Genomic DNA, 24523 nt, shown 5'->3' with positions numbered 1-24523 from the left:
TCCAGGCGCCGAGTCCTTCATCGACTCCCCCTCTCCCCGACCCTCTCCCCTGAAGGGGAGAGGGAGTAGTGCTCCGCCGCTTCCTCGCAGCGCAATTCGCCCGCCCAACGGGTGTCCTCGGGCGCCTGTGGATCGCGCCGTGGCTCGACCGGATCAGCCGGAACATGAACGCGCTGGCGCTGGCCGAGCTGGCGCCCGCAACGGGCGAGCGCATCGTCGAGATCGGCTTCGGCGGCGGGGCCCTGTTGCGCGACATCCTGTCGAGAACCGACGCAGCGGTCTTCGGCGTCGACGTCTCCGCCGTCGCGGTGGCAAGGGCAGAGCGGCGGTTCCGGCGTGAGGCTCGCCTCCACCTGTCCCAGGCCTCGGTCGAGCGCCTGCCGCTTCCCGACGCCTTGGTCGACGCCGCTGTGAGCGTCAACAGCCTCTATTTCTGGCCCGACCTCGCCGCCGCGTTTGCAGAGCTCGCGCGGGTGATCCGGCCCGGCGGGCGCCTCGTGCTCGCCTTCGAGCCGCCCGAGGAGCTGCGCAAATGGCCCGGGCACGTCCACGGCTTCCGCGGCGTCGCCGCGGACGCGCTGATCGGGCTCGCCCTCGCCGCCGGCTTCGAGGCGCCGCGGGTGCGCGAGGGCAGGGGCCGCAAGCCCGACCGCTTTCTCTGCTTGAGCCTTACGCGCGTCGCTGACAGAGGTGGCGAATGACCGAAGACGATCTCGACGCCGACCTGTCCGAATTCGCCGACCTGTTCGAGCCGGAGGAGCGCGCGCCCTGCCAGCTCTATCTGATCTCGCCGCTCGACGTCGGCGGCGACTTCGCCGACCGGCTGAAGGCCGCGCTCGACGGCGGCAGCGTCGCGGCCTTCCAGCTCCGGCTGAAGGGCATGGACGAGCATGCCATCGCGCGCGCCGCCGAGCCGCTGATGCGGATCTGCAGCGACCGCGAGGTCGCCTTCATCGTCAACGACAGCGTCGGCCTCGCCAAGCGGCTCGGCGCCGACGGAGTCCATCTCGGCCAGGCGGACGGCGATCCGCGCGACGCCCGCGCGGTGCTCGGCCCGGCGGCGCAGATCGGCGTCACCTGCCACGACAGCCGCCATCTCGCCATGGAAGCCGGGGAAGCGGGGGCCGATTATGTCGCGTTCGGCGCCTTCTTTCCGACGTCGACCAAGGAGACGCACCACCGGCCGGAGCCGTCGATCCTCTCCTGGTGGTCGCGCCTGTTCGAGATACCGTGCGTCGCGATCGGCGGCATCACGCCGGCCAATGCCCGCGTGCTGGTCGAGGCCGGCGCCGATTTCCTGGCCGTGTGCAACGCTGTCTGGGGCCATGACGGCGGCCCGGCCGCCGCGATCGCCGCTTTCGAGGACGTGCTCGCCCCCTGATGCTGGTTCGGCCCGATGAGGGCTCGCAAACCCACTTGCTCTCGGCTAAGCCCATGGAGACATTGGATTTCGGGGGGCAGGATGATCAGGGTGATTGCGGCGTCCATCGCCGCTGCGGCGCTTGTGGCGGCGGTACCGGCAACGGCGCAGACACAAGCGGCAGAACTGAGCGAGGCGCAGAGGAATGCCTTCGCGTCCTGGCTGGAGGCCGTGTCGGAGGCGATGACCGTCGCCAGCGACGGCGTGCAGGCGCTAGGCGAGATCCGGCCGCTGTTCGCGGCGGTTCGCAGCCCAGCCGAGGCCAAGGCAGTCGGTCCGAGGATCCGGGCGATCGTCGCCGGCGCCCGCAGGAAGACCGAGCAGGCCAATGCGATGCTCGCAGCCATGTCGGTTCCGGATCTCGATCTCGGCGCCGGCCTGACGCCGAAGCAGATCGTCTCCGAGGCGCGTGACCAGAACGCCAAGGTGCTGGAGCTCCTCGGCAACGTCGACGGGTTGATGGTGGCGATGGAGATCGGGGACCGCACCACCGGCGACCGGCTGGCGCCCAAGGTGCTCGAGGGCGCCTTCCTGCTGATCGATTCGAACCGGCTGCTGATGCGCAACCGCCAGGCGATGATCCCGACCAGCGAGTCCTCGCACCAGGCGCTCGGCGTCCTGCTCCAGATCTATCGCGGCATGAAGGCGTCGGCCTCGGCATGGCTGCGTTCGCGCGGCGGCCCGCAAGAGGCCGTGGCGGCCTCGTTCAGGACCGAGCTCGGCGCGCTGGCGCGGGACGTCCGGCTGGTGGCGGCGGCCGGCCGGAAGAACCTCGCGCGCGAGCGGGGCGAGGTGGAGGCGGGCGCCCGGGCGGGCGGCCTGTCGGCGAGCGAGAGCGCCGACCTCGCCGCCATGGGACGCATGCTCGACGAGGAAGCCAAGGTCTTCGCGCTCGCCGACGACATCGCCGCCCTGGCGGAGCGCGAATCCGCGACGACGGCAGCGGCGCTGACCAGGCAGGCGTCGCCGGAGCTGCTCGCCAAGCTGTCGGAGCTGGAGCTGCGCTTCCACGCCATCACCACGGCCCAGACGACGATCGCGGCCGGGATCGCGCGGTAACCGCAAGGCCGGGCGGAGCCGAATCGCTAGCGCAGCGCCTGGCCGACCATGGCGCGCAGCGTCAGCGCATCGTGGATGGCGTGGGCGTCGATATCGTTGTTGAAATAGCACCACACGTCCCGCCCGCCTTTCGCCTGCGCGACGATCCAGTCGGTCCAGGCGAGCAGGCCCTCGTCCGAATAGCGGCCCCAATATTTGCCCTGGCCGCCGTGGAAGCGGACATAGGCGATCGGGCCCGCCGCCCAGCGCCGGGTCGCCGAGCCCGGCATGTCGTGGGCGCAGAAGGAGACGCCGCGCGCGTCGAGCAAGGCGAGCACCTCCTCGGTCAGCCAGCTCGTCTCCCGGAACTCGAAGACGTGGTCGAGATCGCCAGGGAGCAGGTCGATGAACGTTTCAAGCCGTTCGCGGTTGAGCGCCCAGCGCGGCGGGAGCTGATAGAGGATCGGCCCGATCGCGTCTCCTAGATTGCGGGCGCGGCCGAGGAATTCCTGTACCGGTTCTGCGCAGTCCTTCAGCTTCTTCATATGGGTTATGAAGCGCGGCGCCTTGACCGCATAGCGAAAGCCGGCGGGCGCCTGGTCCTTCCACTTGGTGAACGTGTCGGCCTTGGGCAGATGGTAGAAGCTGGTGTTGAGCTCGACCGTGTCGAACGTGTCGGCGTAGAAATCGAACCATAGGCGCTGGGCGAGCTTCGGCGGATAGAAGCGCTCCCGCCAGTGCCGGTAGATCCAGCCCGAGCAGCCGATACGGATCTCGCCGGTGGTGGAATCGGGAGTCATTAGCCTCTCGAAACGGAACGGCCGCGGAATCGTTTCGTCGTCGAGAGGGAGAGAGGATGAAGCGTTCCGCCTTGATTGCGGTCGTGTTCGTGACCGCCTTGCTGAGCTCCGCGATCACCAGCGCCTTCTGGCTGATCGCGTTCAACCGTGGGCCGATCGGGAGCGGCGCGCCGGTCGCGGCGCCGCCGCCGCCCAACGTGCCGCCGCGGCCCGAGCTGGAGCTCGGACCCACCGGGCTCGCCATCCCGGTCGCCGGCGTCAAGGCGTCGCAGCTCTCCGACACCTACACCCAGTCCCGCGCCGGCGGCGCCCGCGTCCACAATGCGATCGACATCATGGCGCCGCACGGCACGCCGGTGGTCGCCTCCGCCCCCGGCACGGTCGAGAAACTGTTCTTCAGTCAGGGCGGCGGCGGGATCACCGCCTACGTCCGCTCGCCGGACAGGAAATGGACCTTCTATTACGCCCATCTCCAGGCCTATGCCCCTGGCCTCCACGAAGGCCAGGCAGTGAAGCAGGGTGACGCGATCGGCACGGTCGGATCGACGGGCAACGCCAATCCCGCCGGGCCACATCTCCATTTCGCGATCAACCGCATGGCGGAGGGCGAGGACTGGCACGAAGGCACCCCGATCAACCCCTACCCGCTGCTTGCGGGAAGCGGGGCCCGCCGCTAAAGCCGCCGCGGCTCTTTTCCAACCTGTGAGACAAGCATGAAGATCAGCGGCGTGGACATTCGTCCCGGCAACATCATCGAATATGAAGGCGGCATCTGGCGCGCCGTGAAGATTCAGCACACCCAGCCGGGCAAGGGCGGCGCCTACATGCAGGTCGAGATGAAGAACCTCATCGACGGCCGCAAGAACAACGTCCGCTTCCGCTCGGCCGAGACGGTGGAGCGCGTCCGCCTCGACACCAAGGATTTCCAGTTCCTCTATGCCGAGGGCGACGACCTGGTGTTCATGGACAAGGAAAATTACGAGCAGGTGCAGCTGCCGCGCGACCTGATCGGCGAGCCGGCCGCCTTCCTGCAGGACGGCATGGACGTCGTCATGGAGCTCTACAACGAGCGGCCGATCAGCGTGCAGCTGCCCGACCAGATCGAGGCGACGATCGTCGAGGCCGATGCCGTGGTGAAGGGGCAGACCGCCTCCTCCTCCTACAAGCCGGCAATCCTCGACAACGGCGTCCGCGTGATGGTGCCGCCGCACATCAGCTCCGGCACGCGCATCGTCGTCGACGTCTACGAGCAGACCTACATCCGCCGCGCGGACTAAATCCTCTCGCTTTCAGGGGAGAGGAAGGCGGGCGCAGCGAGCAAGGAGAGGGGAGTCGATCTCGGTCGCCGAGCGTTTCTCAGACTCCCCCTCTCCCGGCCTCTCCCCCTGAAGGGGAGAGGAGATTTACCAAAAGGCACAATCCATGGTTTCCCATTCCGGCCTCATCACCGTCATGCAGCGCGCAGCCCGCAAGGCCGCGCCGCGGCTGCGGCGCGATTTCGGCGAGGTCGAGCAGCTCCAGGTCAGCCGCAAGGGGCCGGCCGACTTCGTCTCGATGGCCGACAAGCGCGCCGAGCAGACGATCGTCGAGGAGCTTCGCCATGCCCGCCCCGACTGGGGGCTGCTGCTCGAGGAGGGCGGATCGGTCGAGGGGGATCCCGACAAGCCGCGTTTCATCGTCGACCCGATCGACGGCACCTCGAACTTCCTGCACGGCATCCCGCATTTCGCGATCTCGATCGCAGTCGAGGACCCGCGCGGCGCGGGCGGGCGCCCGGAGATCACCCAGGCGCTGGTCTACCAGCCGCTCACCGACGAGAGCTTCTGGGCCGAGAAGGGCAGGGGCAGCTGGCTGAACGAGCGCCGCCTGCGCGTCTCGTCGCGGCGCGACCTGGCGGACTCGCTGATCGCCACCGGCATTCCCTACTTCGGCCACGGCCAGCTGCCGCGCTTCCAGCGCATCCTCGAGGCGGTGGCGCCGAGCGTCGCCGGCATCCGCCGCAACGGCTCGGCCGCGCTCGATCTCGCCTGGGTCGCCGCCGGGCGGTTCGACGGCTTCTGGGAAGAGGACCTGCAATATTGGGACCTCGCCGCCGGGCTGCTGCTCGTCCGCGAGGCGGGCGGCTTCGTCACCGATTTCCGCGGCAGCGAGGCGGGCATCGCCAAGGGGCAGATCCTCGCCGCCAACGACCAGCTTCATTCCAAGCTGCACCGCCTGGTCGGCGGTGCGCTGAGGGCCTGACCCGGAAGGGGCGGGAGCGCTGCTTCCGCCCCGCGCCTCAGGCGGCGGGCCGTGCCGCGCTCATTTGGTGAAGCCGATGTGCTTCTCGAACTGGCCGATGACGCTGGTCCAGAATTCGAGATTGTCGGCGAACAATGCGGGCGAGACGCCGCCGTCGTCGAGGTCGAGGTCCATCTGCAGGATCGGATCGCCGACGTTGTCGATGAAGGCGCGGCCGAAGCGTTGCGTCCTGTTCCAGTTGTTGATCGTCTCGAGCGACACGGCCGACGCGACGTCGTAGCCGGAGTGGAACTGGATCGTCGCGCAATTGCGCTTGTTGGTGCAATTGTAGAACAGCACCTTGAACGCGGTGCCCTTGTGCTCGCTGCTGATCATCGGCTCGCCCTGAGCGTCCTCGCCCAGCTCGGCGGTGAAGCCGGCGGCCTTCATCGCGGCGGCGACCCCTGCAGGATCCTGCGCTTTCACCATCTGCGCCCCGGCGGGCGCGGCCATCGCCAGCCCCAAAAGCATCAACCCTGCAAGTCTGGCGCCCATGAAGTGTCTCCTCCCCCAAAGCCGCGAAGCTGCTTCCCTGGAGCGGCCCTGTCAACGCCGGCGCCTCGCACGGGCGCCGTGGGCCGCCGCCGGCGCCTCGCCGCGCCTGAAAACCGCCCGTGAAATCAACGGCATCCTTCGTCCTTGCCGTACGTTTTCGAGGGGCCGTGCTCAGCAGTTGCGGTGACGGTTTCCCTGTCCTAGAAGCCGCCACAACCTAGCCCCCTGGAGAGTCTCGATGGCGTCCACCGCCGCCGATTATCTGCCCATCCTGCTGTTCCTCGGCGTCGCCCTGGCGCTGTCGCTCAGCTTCGTCGTGCTGCCGATGATGGTCGCCAAGCTGACCGGCGCGAGCAACCCCTATGCGGACAAGCTCGCCGAATATGAGTGCGGCTTCCCCGCCTTCGAGGACAGCCGCGCCCAGTTCGACGTCCGCTTCTACCTGGTCGCCATCCTGTTCATCATCTTCGATCTCGAAGCCGCGTTCCTCTTCCCCTGGGCGGTGTCGCTCGGGGCGATCGGCGTCGCCGGCTGGGTCGCGATGATGATCTTCCTCGCCGAGCTCACCCTCGGCTTCGTCTACGCCTGGAAGAAGGGAGCGCTCGAATGGGAGTGATCCTCGACCCGCGCCACGAGAACGTCCGCCCGGCCGATCTCCAGCAGCCGGACCCGAAGTTCTTCAACGACCTGCAGTCGGAAGTCTCCGACAAGGGTTTCCTCGTCACCTCGACCGAGGATCTGTTCCAATGGGCCCGCACAGGGTCCCTGTGGTGGATGACCTTCGGCCTGGCCTGCTGCGCCGTGGAGATGATCCACGCCAACATGCCGCGCTACGATCTCGAGCGCTTCGGCGTCGCGCCGCGCGCGTCCCCGCGCCAGTCCGACGTGATGATCGTCGCCGGCACGCTCTGCAACAAGATGGCGCCGGCTCTGCGCCGGGTCTACGACCAGATGTCGGAGCCTCGCTACGTCATCTCGATGGGCAGCTGCGCCAACGGCGGCGGCTATTACCATTACGGCTATTCGGTGGTGCGCGGCTGCGACCGCATCGTGCCGGTCGACATCTACGTCCCGGGCTGCCCGCCCACCGCCGAGGCCTTGCTCTACGGCGTCATGCAGCTGCAGCGGAAGATCCGCCGCGTCGGCACGATCGAGCGCTGAGAAGCCATGAACAACTCCGCTCCCAGGATCGCCCCGCGCGAAGGCCTCATCGAAGAAGTGAAGGCTGCGCTCGGCGATGCCCTCCTCCACGCCGAGGAAGCCGTGCAGGAAGTGAACCTCACGATCGCGCGCCAGCGCATCGTCGAGGCGTGCGAGACGCTGCGCGACCGCTTCGAATACCAGCAGCTGATGGAGATCGCCGGCTGCGATTATCCGAGCCGCGAGGAGAGGTTCGACGTCGTCTACCACCTCCTCTCGGTGACGCGGAACCACCGCATCCGGCTGCGCGTCACCACCGACGAGGAGGCGCCGGTGCCGTCGGTCACCTCGGTCTGGCCGGTCGCCGGCTGGCTCGAGCGCGAGGTGTTCGATCTCTACGGCGTGATCTTCGACGGCAATGAGGACCTGCGCCGGATCCTGACCGACTATGGCTTCCGCGGCCACCCGTTCCGCAAGGATTTCCCGCTCTCCGGCTATGTCGAGCTGCGCTATTCCGAGGAGCAGAAAAGGGTCGTCTACGAGCCGGTGCGCCTGCCGCAGGACTTCCGCGCCTTCGATTTCCTGAGCCCGTGGGAAGGCGCCGCCTACATCCTGCCCGGTGACGAGAAGGCCGCCGCGCCCGAGGCGCCCGGCGCTCCGACACCGCTCAAGGCCGACGAGATCAAGAAATGACCATCGCCTCCCCGGACATGAGCTCCGAGACGCAGGTCGCCCGTTCCGGCGCGACCGAGAGCAAGATCGCGAACTACACGATCAATTTCGGCCCGCAGCACCCGGCGGCGCACGGCGTGCTCCGCCTGGTGCTCGAGCTCGACGGCGAGATCGTCGAGCGCGTCGATCCGCACGTCGGCCTGCTGCACCGCGGCACCGAGAAGTTCTGCGAGTACAAGACCTACATCCAGTCGATCCCCTACATGGACCGGCTCGATTACGTCTCGCCGATGTGCATGGAGCACAGCTACGTCCTCGCCATCGAGAAACTGCTCGGGCTCGAGGTGCCGCTCCGCGCCCAGTATCTCAGGACCTTCTTCGCCGAGCTGACCCGGGTGTCCAACCACCTGCTCAACATCGGCAGCCACATCATGGACGTCGGCGCGATGACGCCGAACCTGTGGCTGTTCGAGCCGCGCGAAGACATCATGAACTTCTACGAGCGGGCGTCCGGCGCGCGGATGCACGCCAATTACTTCCGCCCCGGCGGCGTCCACCAGGACGTGCCGGCCGGCTTCCTGGAAGAGGTCGACGCCTGGCTCGACAAGAGCCTGATGCCGATCTTCGAGGACGCGATCAGCCTCGTCGCCGACAACCGCATCTTCAAGCAGCGCAACGTCGACATCTCGATCGTCTCGAAGGAGGATGCGCTGGCCTGGGGCTTCTCCGGGCCGATGATCCGCGCCGCCGGCATTCCCTGGGACATCCGCAAGGCGCAGCCCTACGACGCCTATGACCGCGTCGAGTTCGACGTTCCGGTCGGGACCCGGGGCGATTGCTACGACCGGATGATGGTCCGGGTCGAGGAGGTCCGCCAGTCGGTGCGGATCATGAAGCAGTGCATCCGCGACATCCCGGAAGGCCCGATCGCCTCGCTCGACCGCAAGGTCGTGCCGCCGAAGCGCGCCGAGATGAAGCAGTCGATGGAAGCGCTGATCCATCACTTCAAGCTCTACACCGAGGGCTTCCACGTGCCGGCGGGCGAGGTCTATGTCGCCACCGAGAGCCCCAAGGGCGAGTTCGGCATCTATCTCGTCGCCGACGGCACCAACAAGCCGTACCGGGTCAAGATCCGCCCGACCGGCTTCAGCCACCTCCAAGCAATGGATTTCATGACCAAGGGCCACATGCTCGCCGACGTCACCGCCATCCTCGGCTCGCTCGACATCGTGTTCGGGGAGATCGACCGCTGATGGCCGACATCCTTCCCACCGCGATCGACATCGACGCGCTTCGTGCCCGCTGGGGCGGATTCGCCTGGACCGCGGAAAATGCGGACAAGGCGAAGACGGTCGTCGGCCGCTACCCGCCGGGGCGCCAGTACAGCGCGATCATCCCGTTGCTCGATCTTGCCCAGCGCCAGGTCGGCGCCGAGACGAACACGCAGGGCTGGCTGCCGGTGCCGGTGATCGAGTTCGTCGCCAAATATCTCGATATGCCCTACATCCGGGCCTACGAGGTCGCGACCTTCTACACGATGTTCAACCTGCGCCCGGTCGGCCGCTACCACGTCCAGGTGTGCGGCACGACGCCGTGCATGCTGCGCGGGTCGGACGACGTCTTCGCCGCCTGCAAGGCGAAGGGGCTGCAGAAGGGCCACACCACCGAGGACGGGCTGTTCACCCTCAACGAGGTCGAGTGCATGGGCGCCTGCGCCAATGCGCCGATGGTCCAGATCAACGACGACAATTACGAGGACCTGACCTTCGAGACGACCACCGCCCTGCTGGAGGCGCTCGCCCGCGGCGAGACTCCGAAGCCGGGTCCGCAGGGCGTCGACCGCCGCACCAGCGAGCCGCTGGGCGGGCCGACGACGCTCAAGGAAATGGTCCACGAGAACCACGATTACCGGGAGAAAGCGGAGTGACGATCAATCCGCTGGCGGACAAGGACCGCATCTTCACCAACCTCTACGGCTTCCAGGACTGGGGGCTGAAGGCGGCGCAGGCGCGCGGCGACTGGGACAACACCCGGAAGCTGATGGAGATCGGCCAGGACGCGATCATCGACGAGATCAAGGCTTCGGGCCTGCGCGGCCGCGGCGGCGCCGGCTTCCCGACCGGCATGAAGTGGAGCTTCATGCCGAAGAACCCGACTCCGGGCCGGCCCAACTTCCTGGTGATCAACGCCGACGAATCCGAGCCGGGTTCGTGCAAAGACCGCGAGATCATCCGCCACGATCCGCACAAATTGATCGAGGGCGCGCTGATCGCCGGTTTCGCGATGCGGGCGCGCGCCGCCTATATCTATATCCGCGGCGAGTTCATCCGCGAGGCGGAGACGCTCTTCGCCGCCGTCCAGCAGGCCTATGACGCCGGCCTGCTCGGCAAGAACGCCGCCGGCTCCGGCTACGATTTCGACGTCTTCGTCCACCGCGGGGCAGGGGCCTATATCTGCGGCGAAGAGACCGCGATGCTCGAGAGCCTGGAGGGCAAGAAGGGCCAGCCGCGCCTCAAGCCACCGTTCCCGGCCGGCGCCGGCCTCTACGGCTGCCCAACCACGGTCAACAACGTCGAGTCGATCGCGGTCACGCCGACGATCCTTCGCCGCGGCGCCGCCTGGTTCAAGAGCTTCGGCCGCGAGAAGAACGAGGGCACCAAGCTCTTCCAGATCTCCGGCCATGTGAACAAGCCGTGCGTGGTCGAGGAATCGATGTCGATCCCGTTCCGCGAGCTGATCGACCGCCACGCCGGCGGTATCCGCGGCGGCTGGGACAATCTCCTCGCGGTGATCCCGGGCGGCTCGTCGGTCCCACTGGTGCCGGCGGCCGAGATCATGGACGCGCCGATGGACTTCGACGCGCTGCGCGACCTGAAATCGGGCCTCGGTACCGCCGCCGTGATCGTCATGGACAAGTCGACCGACGTCGTCCGCGCGATCGCCCGCCTCTCCTATTTCTACAAGCACGAGAGCTGCGGCCAGTGCACGCCGTGCCGCGAGGGCACCGGCTGGATGTGGCGGGTGATGGAGCGGCTCGTCGAGGGCAACGCCACGGTCGACGAGATCGACGATCTCTGGGACGTCACCAAGCAGGTCGAGGGCCACACCATCTGCGCCCTGGGCGACGCGGCGGCCTGGCCGATCCAGGGCCTGATCCGGCACTTCCGGCCGGAGCTCGAGCGCCGCATTCGTGACAAGCAGTCCGGCCAGTTGGAGGCCGCGGAGTAATCATGCCCACAGTCAAGGTAGACGGTGTCGAGATCGAGGTTCCGCAGGGCGCGACCGTCCTGCAGGCGTGCGAGCTCGCCGGGAAGGAAATCCCGCGCTTCTGCTATCACGAGCGCCTGACCATCGCGGGCAATTGCCGGATGTGCCTCGTCGAGGTGAAGCCCGGGCCGCCCAAGCCGCAGGCGTCGTGCGCGCTGCCGGCCGCCGACGGCCAGGAAATCTCGACGATGACGCCCGCCGTGAAGAAGGCGCGCGAAGGCGTGATGGAGTTCCTGCTGATCAACCATCCGCTCGACTGCCCGATCTGCGACCAGGGCGGCGAGTGCGACCTGCAGGACCAGTCGATCGCCTACGGCCGCGGCCATTCGCGCTTCCACGAGAACAAGCGCGCGGTCACCGAGAAGTACATGGGTCCGGTCGTGAAGACGATCATGACCCGCTGCATCCAGTGCACGCGCTGCATCCGTTTCGCCGAGGAAGTCGCCGGCACCGAGGAGATCGGCGCGATCGGACGCGGCGAGAACATGCAGATCACGTCCTATCTGGAAGGCGCGGTCACGTCCGAGCTGTCCGGCAACGTCGTCGATCTCTGCCCGGTCGGCGCGCTCGTCTCCAAGCCGTACAGCTTCGAGGCGCGTCCCTGGGAGCTGCGCAAGATCCCGGGCATCGACGTGATGGACGCGGTCGGCACCAACATCCGCATCGACCATCGCTTCCGCGAGGTGATGCGCGCCCTTCCGCGCATCAACGAGGACGTCAACGAGGAGTGGGCGCACGACAAGACCCGCCACGCCGTCGACGGCCTGGTCCGCCGCCGGCTCGACCGGCCGTGGGTCCGCCGCGAGGGCAAGCTCCAGCCGGCGACCTGGGCGGAGGCGTTCGAGGCGATCGCCGCCCGGCTGCAGGGCGCGAGCGGCGACCAGGTCGCGGGCATCGCCGGCGATCTTCAGGATCTGGAATCGATCTATGCGCTGAAGGCGCTGCTCCGCGCTTATGGCTCGAGCCTGCACGAGAGCCGCCAGGACAATGCGAAGTTCGACGTGTCGAGCCCCGCCGCCTACCGCTTCAACGCGACGATCGCGGGGCTGGAGACGGCACCGGCGATCCTGCTGATCGGCAGCAACCCGCGCTGGGAAGCGCCGCTGGTCAACACGCGGATCCGCAAGGCGGTGAAGCGCGGCGCAAAGGTCTTCCGGATCGGCCCGCCGGTCGATCTCACCTATCCGGTCACCGATCTCGGCGCCGATCTCGCCGCGCTCGGCAATCTGCCGGAGGCCCTTCGCGACGCCTTCGCCGACAAGGAGAATGCCGCGGTGATCGTCGGCATGGGCGCGCTCGTCCATGACGGCGCCTACGAGGCCGCGCGCGCCGCGGCCGCCTCGCTCGGCGCCAGCTTCAGCCTGCTCCACACCGCCGCCTCGCGCGTCGGCGCGCTCGACATCGGCTTCGCCACCGACGGCGGCGTCGAGGCGATCGCGAGGCGGGCAGGGGAGCTGAAGGCGCTGTTCCTGCTCGGCGTCGACGAGATGGACACCTCCGCCTTCGCCGACACGTTCACGGTCTACATCGGCACGCACGGCGACCGCGGCGTCGCCCATGCCGACGTGATCCTGCCGGGCGCCGCCTACACCGAGAAGCACGGCACCTACGTGAACCTCGAAGGCCGGGTGCAATTCTCCGAATTCGCCGTCCACCCGCCGGGGGAAGCGCGCGAGGACTGGACGATCCTCCGGGCGCTGTCCGACGCGCTCGGCAAGACGCTGCCGTTCGACGATCTCTCGCAGCTGCGCGCCGCGATCCGGGCCGACTTCCCGCACCTTGGCGAGGCCGGCCTCACCGTCTTCCCGGCGCCTGCGGCGCCGGCCGGCGGAACGCCGCAGGTCTCCGGCGCGATCGTCTATCCGATCGAGGACTTCTACCTCACCAACCCGATCGCTCGCGCGTCTCCGACGCTGCAGCGCTGCTCGGCCGAGATCCTCCACGGCCAGGTCTTCGAGGAGGCCGCGGAATGATCGAATCGAAATCGCGTCACCCCGGCGAAAGCCGGGGTCTCGTGGAGCCCGCCGAGACTTCTCGTCCTGAGATCCCGGCCTTCGCCGGGATGACGGAGTAAGACATGACTGAATGGTTCCAGGGGACTCTCGGCTACGGCTTCGGCTGGTTCGTCGCGACCCTGATCCTGATCCTGATGATCGCGCTGCCGCTGATGCTGGCGGTGGCGATGATCATCTACGCCGATCGCAAGATCTGGGCGGCGATGGCGCTGCGCCGCGGCCCGAACGTCGTCGGACCGTTCGGCCTGCTGCAGAGCTTCGCCGACGGTCTCAAGGTCTTCCTCAAGGAGACGATCATCCCGTCGGGCGCCAACCGGGGCCTGTTCATCATCGCGCCGATCCTCACCTTCACGGTGGCGTTGATCGGCTGGGCGGTGGTGCCGTTCGGCGACGGCATGGTGCTGGCCGACATCAACGTCGGCCTGCTCTACCTGCTCGCGGTCTCGTCGCTGGGCGTCTACGGCGTGATCATCGCCGGCTGGGCGTCCAACTCCAAATACCCGTTCTACTCGGCCCTTCGCGCCGCGGCGCAGATGGTGAGCTACGAGGTCTCGGTCGGCTTCGTGCTGATCTCGGTGATCCTGTGGTCGGGCACGTTCAACCTGTCCGGCATCATCGAGGCCCAGCGCAGCCACGTCTTCTTCCTGAACGGCTTCGCCTTCAATCCGCTGCTCTTCCCGATGTCGATCATCTTCCTGATCTCGGCGATGGCGGAGACGGCGCGCGCGCCGTTCGACCTCACCGAGGCGGAATCGGAGCTCGTCGCCGGCTACCAGACCGAATACAGCTCGATGAGCTTCGCGCTTTTCTGGCTCGGCGAATATGGCAACGTGCTGCTGATGTGCGGCATGACGGCGGTGCTGTTCTGGGGCGGCTGGCTGCCGCCGATCGACTGGGCGCCGCTCTACCTCGTCCCCGGCATCATCTGGTTCTTCGCCAAGATCTTCCTGTTCTTCTTCGTGTTCAGCTGGGTGAAGGCGACCGTCCCGCGCTTCCGCTACGATCAGCTGATGCGCCTCGGCTGGAAGATCTTCCTGCCGGTGTCGCTGCTCTGGGTGTTCCTGGTCTCCGGCTATCTTTTGGTCACCAAGGAGCAATGCCCGGTGGGCACGACCGAGCTCGCCTCGGTCCGCACCGACGACGAGGCCGACCGCTTCATGCCGTCCTGCCGGAGCCAGATGCCCAACCTCACGGGCCGCGACCGCGCGGCTGGAGCCCACCAATGATCGCCCACTACATCAAGTCGTTCACGCTCTGGGAGTTCGTGAAGGCGCACTGGCTGACCTTGAAGTATTTCTTCAAGCCCAAGGCGACGATCAACTACCCGTTCGAGAAGAACCCGATCAGCCCGCGCTTCCGCGGCGAGCACGCCCTCCGCCGCTATCCGAACGGCGAGGAACGCTGCATCGCGTGCAAGCTCTGCGAGGCGGTCTGCCCGGCGCTGGCGATCACGATCGAGGCCGAGCCGCGCGAGGACGGCAGCCGCCGTACGACGCGCTACGACATCGACATGGTGAAGTGCATCTATTGCGGCCTTTGCCAGGAAGCCTGCCCGGTCGACGCGATCGTCGAAGGGCCGAATTTCGAGTTCGCGGTCGAGGATCGCGCGGAGCTTCTCTACGACAAGGCGAAGCTTCTCGAGAACGGCGACAAGTGGGAGCGGGCCTTGGCCGCGAACCTTGCCGCCGACGCCCCCTACCGCTAATCCGCCGCCGAATCCGAAAGGCCGACAGAAACGTGATCCAAGCCTTCGCCTTTTACCTGTTCGCGGCGATCGTGATCGCCAGCGGGGTGATGACGATCGGCGCCAGGAACCCGGTGCACAGCGTGCTCTGGCTCATCCTCGCCTTCTTCAACGCCGCCGGGCTCTTCCTCATCCTCGGGGCCGAGTTCATCGCGATGCTGCTCGTGATCGTCTACGTCGGTGCCGTCGCGGTGCTGTTCCTGTTCGTCGTGATGATGCTCGACATCGATTTCGCCGAGCTGCGCTCCGGCATCGCGCGCTACTGGCCGTTCGCCTCGATCCTGGCGCTGATCCTGCTCGCCGAGATCGTCTTCGCGGTGATGGCCTGGAACGCCGGCACGGTGGTCGCCGCCAAGGCCTCGCCGGCCGCGCAGGGCGTGCCGAACATCGAGTTGCTCGGCCGCGCGCTCTACGGCCGCTACCTCTACATCTTTGAGGCGGCCGGGCTTGTCCTGCTCGTCGCGATGATCGGCGCAATCGTGCTCACCCACCGCCGCCGCAGCGACCTTCGCCCGCAGAACGTCTCGCACCAGGTGCGCCGCCGGCCGGAGGACGCCGTCGTCAACATGAACCCGGGCGTCGGGCAGGGAGTCGAGCTGTGATCGGTTTGGGGCATTATCTCGCCGTCGGCGCGATCCTGTTCGTGCTCGGCGTGTTCGGCATCTTCATCAACCGCAAGAACGTGATCGTCATCCTGATGGCGATCGAGCTGATCCTGCTGTCGGTGAACATCAACCTCGTCGCCTTCTCCGCCTTCCTCGGCGACATGGTCGGCCAGGTGTTCGCGATGTTCGTGCTCACCGTCGCCGCGGGCGAGGCGGCGATCGGCCTGGCCATCCTCGTCATCTATTTCCGCGGCCGCGGCACGATCGCGGTCGACGACATCAACCAGATGAAGGGCTGATCCCTTGACCGTCCAGCTCCTCGTCTTCCTGCCTTTGCTCGCCGCGATCGTGGCGGGCCTCGGCAACCGCATGATCGGCAATTTCGCCGCGAAGCTCGTCACCACGGCCGCGCTGTTCGCGTCCTGCGCGCTCGCCTGGCCGATCTTCCTCGACTTCATGGCCGGCACCGCCCAGGCCGGCGTGCACCCGGTGCTCGCCTGGATCCACTCGGGCGACCTCCAGGTCGACTGGGCGCTGCGCGTCGACGCGCTGACCTCGGTGATGTTGGTGGTGGTGACGACCGTCTCGGCGCTCGTCCACCTCTACAGCTGGGGCTATATGGCGGAGGACCCGTCGCAGCCCCGCTTCTTCGCCTATCTCTCGCTGTTCACCTTCGCGATGCTGATGCTGGTGACGGCAGACAACCTCGTCCAGATGTTCTTCGGCTGGGAAGGCGTGGGCCTCGCCTCCTACCTGCTGATCGGTTTCTGGTACCACAAGCCTTCGGCCAACGCCGCGGCGATGAAGGCGTTCATCGTCAACCGCGTCGGCGATTTCGGCTTCAGCCTCGGCATCTTCGCCGCGTTCCTGGTGTTCGGCACCGTCTCGATCCCCGAGATCCTGGCCGCGGCGCCGGGCATGGGCGGATCGACGATCGGCTTCCTCGGCATGCGCGTCGACACTCTGACGCTGATCTGCATCCTGCTGTTCATCGGCGCGATGGGCAAATCGGCGCAGCTCGGCCTCCACACCTGGCTGCCGGACGCGATGGAGGGCCCGACCCCGGTCTCGGCGCTGATCCACGCCGCGACCATGGTCACCGCCGGCGTGTTCATGGTCTGCCGCCTCTCGCCTTTGTTCGAGCAGAGCGACACCGCGCTCGCCGTCGTCACCTTCGTCGGCGCGGCCACCGCGATCTTCGCGGCGACGGTCGGCACGGTGCAGAACGACATCAAGCGGGTGATCGCGTATTCGACCTGCTCGCAACTGGGCTACATGTTCTTCGCGGCCGGCGTCGGCGCCTATGGCGCGGCGATGTTCCACCTGTTCACCCACGCCTTCTTCAAGGCCCTGCTGTTCCTCGGCGCCGGCTCGGTGATCCATGCCATGCACCACGAGCAGGACATGCGCTTCTACGGCGGCCTCAGGAAGCACATCCCGCTGACCTTCACCGCGATGACGCTCGGCACGCTGGCGATCACCGGCGTCGGCATCATCCAGGTCGCGGGCCTGCCGAGCTTCGGCTTCGCCGGCTTCTTCTCGAAGGACGCGATCATCGAGAGCGCCTTCGCCAGCGGCACCACGGCCGGCGGCATCGCGTTCGTCGTCGGCATCGTCGCCGCGCTTCTGACCAGCTTCTACAGCTGGCGCCTGGTCTTCCTGACCTTCTTCGGCAAGCCGCGGTGGATCCAGTCCGAGCACATCCAGCACGCGCTCCACGATCCCGATCCGCACCATGACGATCCCGCGGCGGAGAGCGCCGGCCACGACACCCGTCCGCACGAGGCCTCGGCGCACGAGGTCAAGGAAGGCACCGGCGGCTATCACCCGCACGAGAGCCCGTGGACCATGCTGGTTCCGTTGGGCGTGCTGTCGCTCGGCGCGGTCTTCGCCGGTTTCGTCTTCCACGAGGCGTTCATCGGCGCCGAGGAAGGGGCGCACTTCTGGGGCGGCAGCATCGCGTTCGACGCCCACTTCATGCATTCGCTCCATGAGCCGGACGTCGTGCCGCTGTGGGTGAAACTCTCCCCGGCCGCGGTAATGATCCTCGGCTTCGTGATCGCCTGGTTCGCCTATATCCGCGACACCTCGATCCCGGGCCGGTTCACCGCCCAATGGGGCGTGCTCTATCGCTTCCTCTACAACAAATGGTTCTTCGACGAGGCTTATGACGTGCTGTTCGTGAGGCCCGCCGTCGTGCTCGGCCGCATCTTCTGGAAGAAGGGCGACGAGGCCACGATCGACCGCTTCGGTCCCAACGGCGCCGCCGCTCTGGTGCGCGGGGGCAATGTGCTCACCGCCCGTCTCCAGACCGGCTATCTCTACACCTATGCGCTGGTGATGCTGCTCGGCATCGCCGCCGCCGCGACCTGGGCGATGACTCGATGACCGGCATCCTTTCGCTGATGCTGGCGGTGCCCGTCGTCGCCGCCATCCTCTGCCTGTTCGTCTCGGCGAACGGGGCGCGGTGGATCGCGCTGGCGGCCACGCTGGCCGATCTCGTGCTCGGCATAATCCTGTGGCTCAATTACGATATCGGCGGGCCGCAATGGCAGTTCGTCGAATATCAGCCCCTGTTCTCGCGCTTCGCCTGGGCGCTGGGCATCGACGGCATCGCCCTGATGCTGACGCTGCTCTCGGTGTTCCTGATGCCGATCTGCATCCTCGCCAGCTGGAGCTCGATCGAGAAGCGCGTCCAGGAATATATGGCCGCGTTCCTGGTGATGGAGACGATGATGATCGGCGTCTTCATGGCGCAGGACATCTTCCTCTTCTACATCTTCTTCGAGGCTGGCCTGATCCCGATGTTCCTGATCATCGGCATCTGGGGCGGCGCGAACCGGATCTACGCGTCGTACAAGTTCTTCCTCTACACCCTGGTCGGCTCGCTGCTGATGCTGGTCGCGATGCTGTGGATGGTGAACTACGCCGGCACCACCGAGATTCCGAAGCTGCTGACCACCGATTTCCCGCGCCAGGCGCAATTCTGGCTGTGGCTCGCCTTCTTCGCCTCGTTCGCGGTGAAGATGCCGATGTGGCCGGTCCACACCTGGCTTCCGGACGCGCACGTCCAGGCGCCGACCGCCGGCTCGGTGATCCTCGCCGGCGTGCTGCTGAAGCTCGGCGGCTACGGTTTCGTCCGCTTCTCGCTGCCGATGTTCCCGGACGCCTCGGCCCAGCTGTTCTGGCTGGTGATGGGGCTCAGCCTCGTCGCGATCGTCTACACGTCGCTGGTCGCTTTGGTGCAGAAGGACATGAAGAAGCTGATCGCTTATTCGTCCGTCGCCCACATGGCGTTCGTGACGATCGGCATCTTCGCGTTCAACCGCCAGGGCATCGAAGGGGCGCTGGTCGTCATGCTCAGCCACGGCCTCGTCTCGGGCGCGCTCTTCCTCTGCGTCGGCGTGATCTACGATCGCCTGCACACCCGCGAGATCGAGCGCTACGGCGGCCTTTCGAACAACATGCCGGCCTATGCGGTGCTGTTCCTGCTGTTCACCATGGCCTCGGTCGGCCTGCCCGGTACCGGCGGCTTCGTCGGCGAGTTCCTGAGCCTGATCGGCGCCTACAAGGCGCACAGCCTGGTCGGCGCGATCGCCACCACCGGCATCATTCTCGGCGCCGCCTACATGCTCTATCTCTACTGGCGCGTCGCCTACGGCACGAGCCGGAACGCGGACGCGGCGGCGATGCCCGACCTGAACGGCCGCGAGCTGGTCAGCCTCGGCACGATCGCGCTCGTCGTCCTGTGGATGGGCATCTATCCGGAGAGCTTCCTCGCGCCGATGCGCAAGGACGTCGACGTCCTGATGGCGCGAATCGAGCGCGCCGCCCCGGCGAGCGATTCCCGCCTCGCCAAGTCCGCACATGCACCGGCCGCCGCGGCGGCCCACGTCACTGCCGCTGAAGGAGCGCATCACTGATGGGCGAGTCGCTTGCGCTCACTCTGCCTGAGATCATTCTCACCGTCGGCGCGATCGCGCTGATGATGGTCGCCGCTTACGGCGGCGACCGGAGTGCCCGGGCGATCACCTGGATCGCGATCGCGGTGCTGATCGCGGCCGCCGTGTTCGTGCCCGGGATCCGCGATGCCGGCGGCGTCGCTTTCGACGGCCTGTTCGTCGCCGACAGCTTCGCGGCCTTCTCGAAGATCCTGGTCTACATCGCCGCCGCCATCGGGCTGGTCGCCGCGACCGGCTGGTTCAGCCGCGACGGCGATTATCGCGCCGAATATCCGGTGCTGATCCTGCTCTCCAGCGTCGGCATGGGGATGATGGTCTCCGCCGGAGACCTGCTCACCCTCTACGTCGGCCTCGAGCTGCAGAGCCTCTCGGCCTATGTCCTCGCCTCGTTCCAGCGGACCGACAACCGCTCGGCCGAAGCGGGCCTCAAATATTTCGTCCTCGGCGCGCTCGCCTCGGGCATCCTGCTCTACGGCGTGTCGCTGCTCTACGGCTTCACCGGATCGACCCTGTTCGGCGACATCGCCGTGGCGCTGGGCACCGACGGCGTCTCGGCCGGCGAGCTGTTCGGCCTGGTCTTCGTCCTCGCCGGCATCGCCTTCAAGGTCTCGGCCGTGCCGTTCCACATGTGGACTCCCGACGTCTACGAGGGCGCGCCGACGCCGGTCACGGCCTTCTTCGCCTCGGCCCCGAAGGTCGCGGCCATTGCCCTGCTGACCCGCCTGGCGATCGAGGGCATGGGCCCGGCGACGTTCGAGTGGCGCCAGATCGTGATCTTCATGGCGCTCGCCTCGACCATTCTCGGCGGCGTCGCGGCGATCGGCCAGCCCAACATCAAGCGGCTGCTCGCGTATTCGTCGATCAACAATGTCGGCTTCATCCTGATCGGCCTCGCCGCCGCCAATCGCGAAGGCGTCGCCGCGATCCTCTTCTACATGGCCGTCTATGTGGTGATGACCCTGGGCTCGTTCCTGGTCGTGCTGCGCATGCGCGACGAGGCGGACCGACCGGTCGAGACGATCGCCTCGCTCTCCGGCCTGTCGCGGACCCGGCCCGGCCTCGCGGCGGCGATGGCGATGTTCATGTTCAGCCTCGCCGGCATTCCGCCGCTGTTCGGCTTCTGGCCGAAGTTCCTGGTGTTCGATGCCGCGGTGCGGGCCGATCTCACCTGGCTGGCGGCGGTCGGCATCGCGACCTCGGCGATCAGCGCTTATTATTATCTAAAGATCATCAAGACGATGTACTTCGACGAGCCGGCGCCGGCTTACGCCCGTTCGCACGACGTGCCGCAGACGGTGCTGATCGCAGCCGCGGCGCTGTTCGTCTCGCCGCTCGGCTATCTCGCCATTCCGCTGATCCAGCCGCTCGCGGCGAACGCAGCCAGCGCCTTGTTCTGAGCCCGGGGGTGGCTTTCGCGCCATCCCCGCGCCGCCGGCGCTGCTGAGGGCGAGCCGATGGCGAACGTCGACATCCGCACGGTCCGGGAGACCGGCTCGACCAACGACGATTTGGCGGCGCTCGCGGCGGCGGGCGCGGCCGAGGGCTTCTGGCTGCGCGCCGAGCGGCAGAGCGGCGGCAAGGGGCGGCAGGGCAGGGCGTGGCGCTCGCCCGAGGGCAATCTCTACGCCAGCACCCTCGTGCGGGTCCGTCCCGGCGATCCGGCGGCGCCGTCCCTCGCCCTGGTGGCCGCGGTTGCGCTGCACGAAACGACGTCCTTGTTCGCGCCCGGCGCGGCGATCCGGATCAAATGGCCGAACGACCTGCTCGCCGGACCGGCCAAGCTCGCCGGAATCCTGCTCGAGCGGGCGGGGGACGCGGTGGTGATCGGCTTCGGCGTCAATCTCGCGCACCATCCCGACGATATCGAGCGGCCGGCGACCAGCCTCGCCGCCGTCGGCGGACAGGCGCCCGAGCCGGCGGTCTTCTGCGAGGCGCTCGCCGAGGCGTTCGCGCGCCGGCTGGCGACGTGGCGGAGCCACGGCCTGGGGCCGGTGCGCGAGGCCTGGCTCGCCGCCGCCCATCCCCGCGGCACCGCTCTGTCGACCAGCGAGGGCAACGGCCTGTTCGACGGCCTCGACGAGAGCGGCGCGCTGCGCCTGCGCACGGCCGACGGGGCGGTGCGGCTGATCCACGCGGGCGACGTGTTCCTGCTCTGAGGCGGTTCTTCTCGCCATTCGTTACGGTGGCCGCTAAAGCCCGGCCATGCTGCTCGCCATCGATGCCGGGAACACCAATATCGTCTTCGCCTTGCTCGAGGACGGGGTGGTCCGCGCCCGCTGGCGGATCGCGACCGATCCCCGCCGGACAGCGGACGAATATGCAGTCTGGCTCCATCAATTGATCGCCCTGCAGGATCTGCCGCGCGACGTCGTCGACGCGGTGATCATCGGAACCGTCGTTCCGCGCGCGCTGCACAATCTGGAGGTGCTCGCCACCAAATATTTCGGCGTCGAGCCGCTGGTCGCCGGCGTGTCGCCGGCCGATTGGGGGATCGAGCTCGACGTCGCCGAGCCGGCGAGCGTCGGGGCGGACCGGGTACTCGACGCGATCGCGGCGCACGCGCTGCACGAGGGCGATCTGATCGTCATCGATTTCGGCACCGCCGCGACCTTCGACGTCGTCGATTATACCGGCGCCTACAAGGGCGGGATCATCGCGCCCGGGATCAACCTGTCGCTCGACGCGCTGGTCACGGCCGCCGCCAAGCTGCCGCGCATCGCGATCGAGGCGCCGCGCGACAACCTCTCGGTGATCGGCCGCACGACCGAGGACCAGATGCACATCGGCATATACTGGGGCTATGTCTCGATGATCGAAGGTCTGGTCGCCCGGATGAAGGCCGAGATCGGCCGCCCGGTGAAGGTGATCTCGACCGGCGGTCTCGCCAGCTTGTTCGACCGCCATACCCAGGTCTTCGACGAGATCGAGCCTGACCTCACCATCCAGGGCCTCTCCCTGCTGTGGAAGCGGAGCGTCGGCGCTTCGTGACGATCCGCGACCGGGCGGGGGCGCTCGCTTACGCTCTTATCCTCTCTGCCGGAACGAATGCGGCCGTGCCGCTTTCGCCCTGCATCGCACCCGAAAGCCAGACAGATGAAACCCGGTAAAGAACTCCTCTTCCTCGCCCTCGGCGGCTCCGGCGAGATCGGCATGAACGTCAATCTCTACGGCTGCGACGGCAAGTGGATCATGGTCGATCTCGGGATGACCTTCGGCGATCCCTTTTATCCCGGCATCGACCTCGTGCTGCCCGATCTCTCGTTCATCGAGGACCGGCGCAAGGACCTGCTCGGCGTCGTGCTGACCCACGGCCACGAGGATCATATCGGCGCCATTCCCTATATGGCGGCCGATCTCGGCGTGCCGCTCTACGCGACGCCGTTCACCGCCGGGCTGATCGCCGAGAAGCTCCAGGAGGAGGGGCTTACCAAGGAGGTGAAGGTCGAGGTGATCGACATCGGCGGGACGATGCAATTGGGGCCGTTCGGCTTCCGCTTCGTGCCGCTCGCCCATTCGATTCCCGAAGGCAATGCGCTGCTGATCGACACGCCTTACGGCAAGATCTTCCATACCGGCGACTGGAAGCTCGACGAATTCCCGCAGATCGGCGACCCGGCCGACGCCGAGCAGCTGATCAAGGTCGGCGACGAGGGCATCCTCGCTTTGGTCTGCGATTCGACCAACGTCTTCCAGGAGGAAGCGTCGGGGTCGGAAGAGGAAGTGCGCAAGGGCCTCGACGAGGTCATCGCCGCGGCCGAGGGCCGGGTGCTGGTCACCACCTTCGCCTCCAATGCGGCGCGGCTCAGCACGCTCGGCAAGGTCGCGCAGGACACCGGCCGCAAGGTGTGCGTCGCCGGCCGCTCGCTCGACCGCATCCTGCGCGTCGCGCGCAGCGTCGGCTATCTCACCGATTTCCCCGAGACGATCGACTTCGACGAGGCGATGCAGCTTCCCCGCCGCGACGTGATGATCATCGCCACCGGCGGCCAGGGCGAGGCGCGCGCGGCGCTCGCCCGCATCGCCTTCGACCAGCACAAGCTGAAGCTGACCGAAGGAGATCTCGTCGTCTTCTCGTCCAAGCAGATCCCCGGCAACGAGATCCAGATCGGCCGCATCCAGAACGAGCTGGCCGGCCGCGGCATCCGCATGATCACCGACCGCCAGGCCAACGTCCACGTCTCCGGCCACCCGGGCCGTCCCGAGCTCGCCGCCATGTACAAATGGATCCGGCCGGAGATCATCGTGCCGGTGCACGGCGAGATGCGGCACATGGTCGAGCAGGACCGCTTCGCCCGGTCGCAGGGCGTGCCGCGCGGCATCGTCCAGACCAATGGCGATCTCGTGCGCCTCGCGCCCGACGGCCCGCGCAAGCTCGGCGAGGAGAGGGTCGGGCGGCTCGTCCTCGACGGCGACGTCATCCTCACCGCCGACGGCAGCACGATGAACGAGCGGCGCAAGATCAGCTTCCAGGGCGTGATCTCGGTGGCCCTGGCGATGGATGACGACGATCGCGTCCGCGGCGACGTCGAGATCGCGCTGGAGGGCATACCGGTGGAGGAGGATCGCGAGGCGTTCCTCGAGGAAGCCTGTGCGGCAGCCTCCTCGGCGGCCGGCAAGGGCGCGCAGAGCGAGGACAAGCTTCGCGAGCAGATCCGCCTCGCGGTGCGCCGCTGCGCCACCGAATGGACTGGCAAGAAGCCGGTCGTCGACGTCCTGATCGTGCGGATCTGACGCGATGCGCTGGAGCTCAATCCTCGCCATCTACGTCCTGTTCTGGACGATGAGCCTGTTCCTGGTGCTGCCGTTCGGCGTCCGCACCGCCGAGGAGGAGGGGGAGAGGAGCGCGCCCGGCCATGCCGAGAGTGCGCCGCACCGCTTCGAGATCGGCATGGTGGCGCTGCGCGCGACAATCCTCTCGGCGATCCTGTTCGGCCTGTTCTTCGCCAATTACGTCTTCGGCTGGATCTCCGCCGAGGACCTCGACTGGCTGAACTGATCAGGCGCGCTTCGCGCGTCTGATCACCCCGGCGAACGCCAGGTCCCGGCGTGAGTTCGCGCTACCGTCTTCCATACACCGAGGTGCTT

General features: G+C 67.4%; 26 protein-coding genes. 24 read left to right on the top strand and 2 right to left on the bottom strand.

Annotated features, from left to right (window positions below):
• The first annotated feature begins 68 nt into the window (after positions 1-68).
• The 3 genes from E2493_RS18655 (at position 69) to E2493_RS18645 (ending at position 2479) form a co-directional block, all read left to right on the top strand.
• The gene (locus E2493_RS18655) at positions 69-701 is read left to right on the top strand and encodes a class I SAM-dependent methyltransferase (RefSeq protein ID WP_135089922.1); all 633 of its coding nucleotides are present in this window, start codon (positions 69-71) and stop codon (positions 699-701) included.
• Positions 698-1381: a thiamine phosphate synthase gene (thiE, locus tag E2493_RS18650; RefSeq protein WP_135089920.1), complete on the top strand. Its 684-nt coding sequence runs from the start codon at positions 698-700 to the stop codon at positions 1379-1381. Before E2493_RS18655 ends, thiE begins: the two co-directional genes overlap by 4 nt.
• Before the next feature lie 81 nt (positions 1382-1462).
• Positions 1463-2479 (top strand): hypothetical protein, encoded by a 1017-nt coding sequence (locus tag E2493_RS18645; RefSeq protein WP_135089918.1) that lies wholly within the window; start codon positions 1463-1465, stop codon positions 2477-2479.
• 26 nt (positions 2480-2505) lie between these two features.
• Here the strand turns inward: E2493_RS18645 and E2493_RS18640 are convergent, their stop codons facing one another.
• On the bottom strand, positions 2506-3258 hold the full coding sequence (locus E2493_RS18640) for a DUF72 domain-containing protein (protein ID WP_135089916.1): 753 nt from the start codon (positions 3256-3258) through the stop codon (positions 2506-2508).
• Between the two features lie 56 nt (positions 3259-3314).
• Between E2493_RS18640 and E2493_RS18635 the strand changes: the two genes are divergently transcribed.
• The 3 genes from E2493_RS18635 (at position 3315) to E2493_RS18625 (ending at position 5499) form a co-directional block, all read left to right on the top strand.
• Complete coding sequence (locus E2493_RS18635) at positions 3315-3935, top strand: M23 family metallopeptidase (protein WP_135089914.1); 621 nt, start codon at positions 3315-3317, stop codon at positions 3933-3935.
• A 36-nt stretch (positions 3936-3971) separates the two neighbouring features.
• Positions 3972-4535: an elongation factor P gene (gene efp / locus E2493_RS18630; protein WP_135089912.1), complete on the top strand. Its 564-nt coding sequence runs from the start codon at positions 3972-3974 to the stop codon at positions 4533-4535.
• Between the two features lie 145 nt (positions 4536-4680).
• Positions 4681-5499, top strand: coding sequence for an inositol monophosphatase family protein (locus tag E2493_RS18625; RefSeq protein ID WP_135089910.1), 819 nt, complete (start codon positions 4681-4683; stop codon positions 5497-5499).
• A gap of 60 nt (positions 5500-5559) precedes the next feature.
• Here E2493_RS18625 and E2493_RS18620 read toward each other — a convergent pair whose 3' ends face one another.
• The gene (locus tag E2493_RS18620; RefSeq protein WP_135089908.1) at positions 5560-6033 is read right to left on the bottom strand and encodes a YbjN domain-containing protein; all 474 of its coding nucleotides are present in this window, start codon (positions 6031-6033) and stop codon (positions 5560-5562) included.
• Between the two features lie 238 nt (positions 6034-6271).
• On the opposite strand from E2493_RS18620, the gene ndhC reads away from it, so the two are divergent.
• From ndhC to E2493_RS18530, 18 genes are all read left to right on the top strand, one after another.
• Positions 6272-6649: an NADH-quinone oxidoreductase subunit A gene (gene ndhC / locus E2493_RS18615; RefSeq protein WP_135089906.1), complete on the top strand. Its 378-nt coding sequence runs from the start codon at positions 6272-6274 to the stop codon at positions 6647-6649.
• Positions 6640-7194: a NuoB/complex I 20 kDa subunit family protein gene (locus E2493_RS18610; RefSeq protein WP_135089904.1), complete on the top strand. Its 555-nt coding sequence runs from the start codon at positions 6640-6642 to the stop codon at positions 7192-7194. Before ndhC ends, E2493_RS18610 begins: the two co-directional genes overlap by 10 nt.
• 6 nt (positions 7195-7200) lie before the next feature.
• Positions 7201-7866 (top strand): NADH-quinone oxidoreductase subunit C, encoded by a 666-nt coding sequence (locus tag E2493_RS18605; RefSeq protein ID WP_135089903.1) that lies wholly within the window; start codon positions 7201-7203, stop codon positions 7864-7866.
• A 17-nt stretch (positions 7867-7883) separates the two neighbouring features.
• On the top strand, positions 7884-9098 hold the full coding sequence (locus tag E2493_RS18600) for an NADH-quinone oxidoreductase subunit D (RefSeq protein WP_191993026.1): 1215 nt from the start codon (positions 7884-7886) through the stop codon (positions 9096-9098).
• A complete protein-coding gene (nuoE, locus tag E2493_RS18595) occupies positions 9098-9772 on the top strand; it encodes an NADH-quinone oxidoreductase subunit NuoE (RefSeq protein ID WP_135089900.1) in 675 nt (224 codons plus the stop codon). The genes E2493_RS18600 and nuoE overlap by 1 nt, the downstream gene beginning before the upstream one ends.
• Positions 9769-11073 (top strand): NADH-quinone oxidoreductase subunit NuoF, encoded by a 1305-nt coding sequence (gene nuoF, locus E2493_RS18590; RefSeq protein WP_191993024.1) that lies wholly within the window; start codon positions 9769-9771, stop codon positions 11071-11073. The genes nuoE and nuoF overlap by 4 nt, the downstream gene beginning before the upstream one ends.
• A 2-nt stretch (positions 11074-11075) precedes the next feature.
• On the top strand, positions 11076-13085 hold the full coding sequence (nuoG, locus tag E2493_RS18585) for an NADH-quinone oxidoreductase subunit NuoG (protein WP_135089898.1): 2010 nt from the start codon (positions 11076-11078) through the stop codon (positions 13083-13085).
• A gap of 104 nt (positions 13086-13189) precedes the next feature.
• Positions 13190-14353: an NADH-quinone oxidoreductase subunit NuoH gene (gene nuoH, locus E2493_RS18580; RefSeq protein WP_135089896.1), complete on the top strand. Its 1164-nt coding sequence runs from the start codon at positions 13190-13192 to the stop codon at positions 14351-14353.
• Positions 14350-14832, top strand: coding sequence for an NADH-quinone oxidoreductase subunit NuoI (gene nuoI / locus E2493_RS18575; protein ID WP_135089894.1), 483 nt, complete (start codon positions 14350-14352; stop codon positions 14830-14832). The genes nuoH and nuoI overlap by 4 nt, the downstream gene beginning before the upstream one ends.
• Positions 14833-14864: 32 nt before the next feature.
• Entirely contained in the window at positions 14865-15473 is a 609-nt protein-coding gene (locus E2493_RS18570; protein ID WP_135089892.1) for an NADH-quinone oxidoreductase subunit J, read from the top strand.
• The gene (gene nuoK / locus E2493_RS18565; RefSeq protein ID WP_135089891.1) at positions 15470-15775 is read left to right on the top strand and encodes an NADH-quinone oxidoreductase subunit NuoK; all 306 of its coding nucleotides are present in this window, start codon (positions 15470-15472) and stop codon (positions 15773-15775) included. Before E2493_RS18570 ends, nuoK begins: the two co-directional genes overlap by 4 nt.
• 70 nt (positions 15776-15845) lie before the next feature.
• Positions 15846-17864, top strand: coding sequence for an NADH-quinone oxidoreductase subunit L (gene nuoL / locus E2493_RS18560; RefSeq protein WP_404828340.1), 2019 nt, complete (start codon positions 15846-15848; stop codon positions 17862-17864).
• Positions 17861-19399 (top strand): NADH-quinone oxidoreductase subunit M, encoded by a 1539-nt coding sequence (locus E2493_RS18555; protein ID WP_135089887.1) that lies wholly within the window; start codon positions 17861-17863, stop codon positions 19397-19399. Before nuoL ends, E2493_RS18555 begins: the two co-directional genes overlap by 4 nt.
• Positions 19399-20835 carry an NADH-quinone oxidoreductase subunit NuoN gene (gene nuoN, locus E2493_RS18550; protein ID WP_135089885.1) on the top strand — a complete coding sequence of 479 codons (1437 nt, stop codon included), beginning with the start codon at positions 19399-19401 and terminating at the stop codon, positions 20833-20835. Before E2493_RS18555 ends, nuoN begins: the two co-directional genes overlap by 1 nt.
• A gap of 57 nt (positions 20836-20892) precedes the next feature.
• Positions 20893-21594: a biotin--[acetyl-CoA-carboxylase] ligase gene (locus tag E2493_RS18545; protein WP_135089883.1), complete on the top strand. Its 702-nt coding sequence runs from the start codon at positions 20893-20895 to the stop codon at positions 21592-21594.
• Positions 21595-21640: 46 nt separating this feature from the next.
• On the top strand, positions 21641-22426 hold the full coding sequence (locus E2493_RS18540) for a type III pantothenate kinase (protein WP_135089881.1): 786 nt from the start codon (positions 21641-21643) through the stop codon (positions 22424-22426).
• 105 nt (positions 22427-22531) lie between these two features.
• Entirely contained in the window at positions 22532-24169 is a 1638-nt protein-coding gene (locus E2493_RS18535; RefSeq protein WP_135089879.1) for a ribonuclease J, read from the top strand.
• A 4-nt stretch (positions 24170-24173) separates the two neighbouring features.
• Positions 24174-24434 carry a DUF1467 family protein gene (locus E2493_RS18530; RefSeq protein ID WP_135089877.1) on the top strand — a complete coding sequence of 87 codons (261 nt, stop codon included), beginning with the start codon at positions 24174-24176 and terminating at the stop codon, positions 24432-24434.
• Positions 24435-24523: the final 89 nt, after the last annotated feature.

Source organism: Sphingomonas parva (ex Maeng et al. 2020), from assembly GCF_004564275.1.
GTDB lineage: Bacteria > Pseudomonadota > Alphaproteobacteria > Sphingomonadales > Sphingomonadaceae > Allosphingosinicella > Allosphingosinicella parva.
Note: the sequence above shows the minus strand (reverse complement) of the source record. Positions and strands in the feature narration are given on the sequence as shown.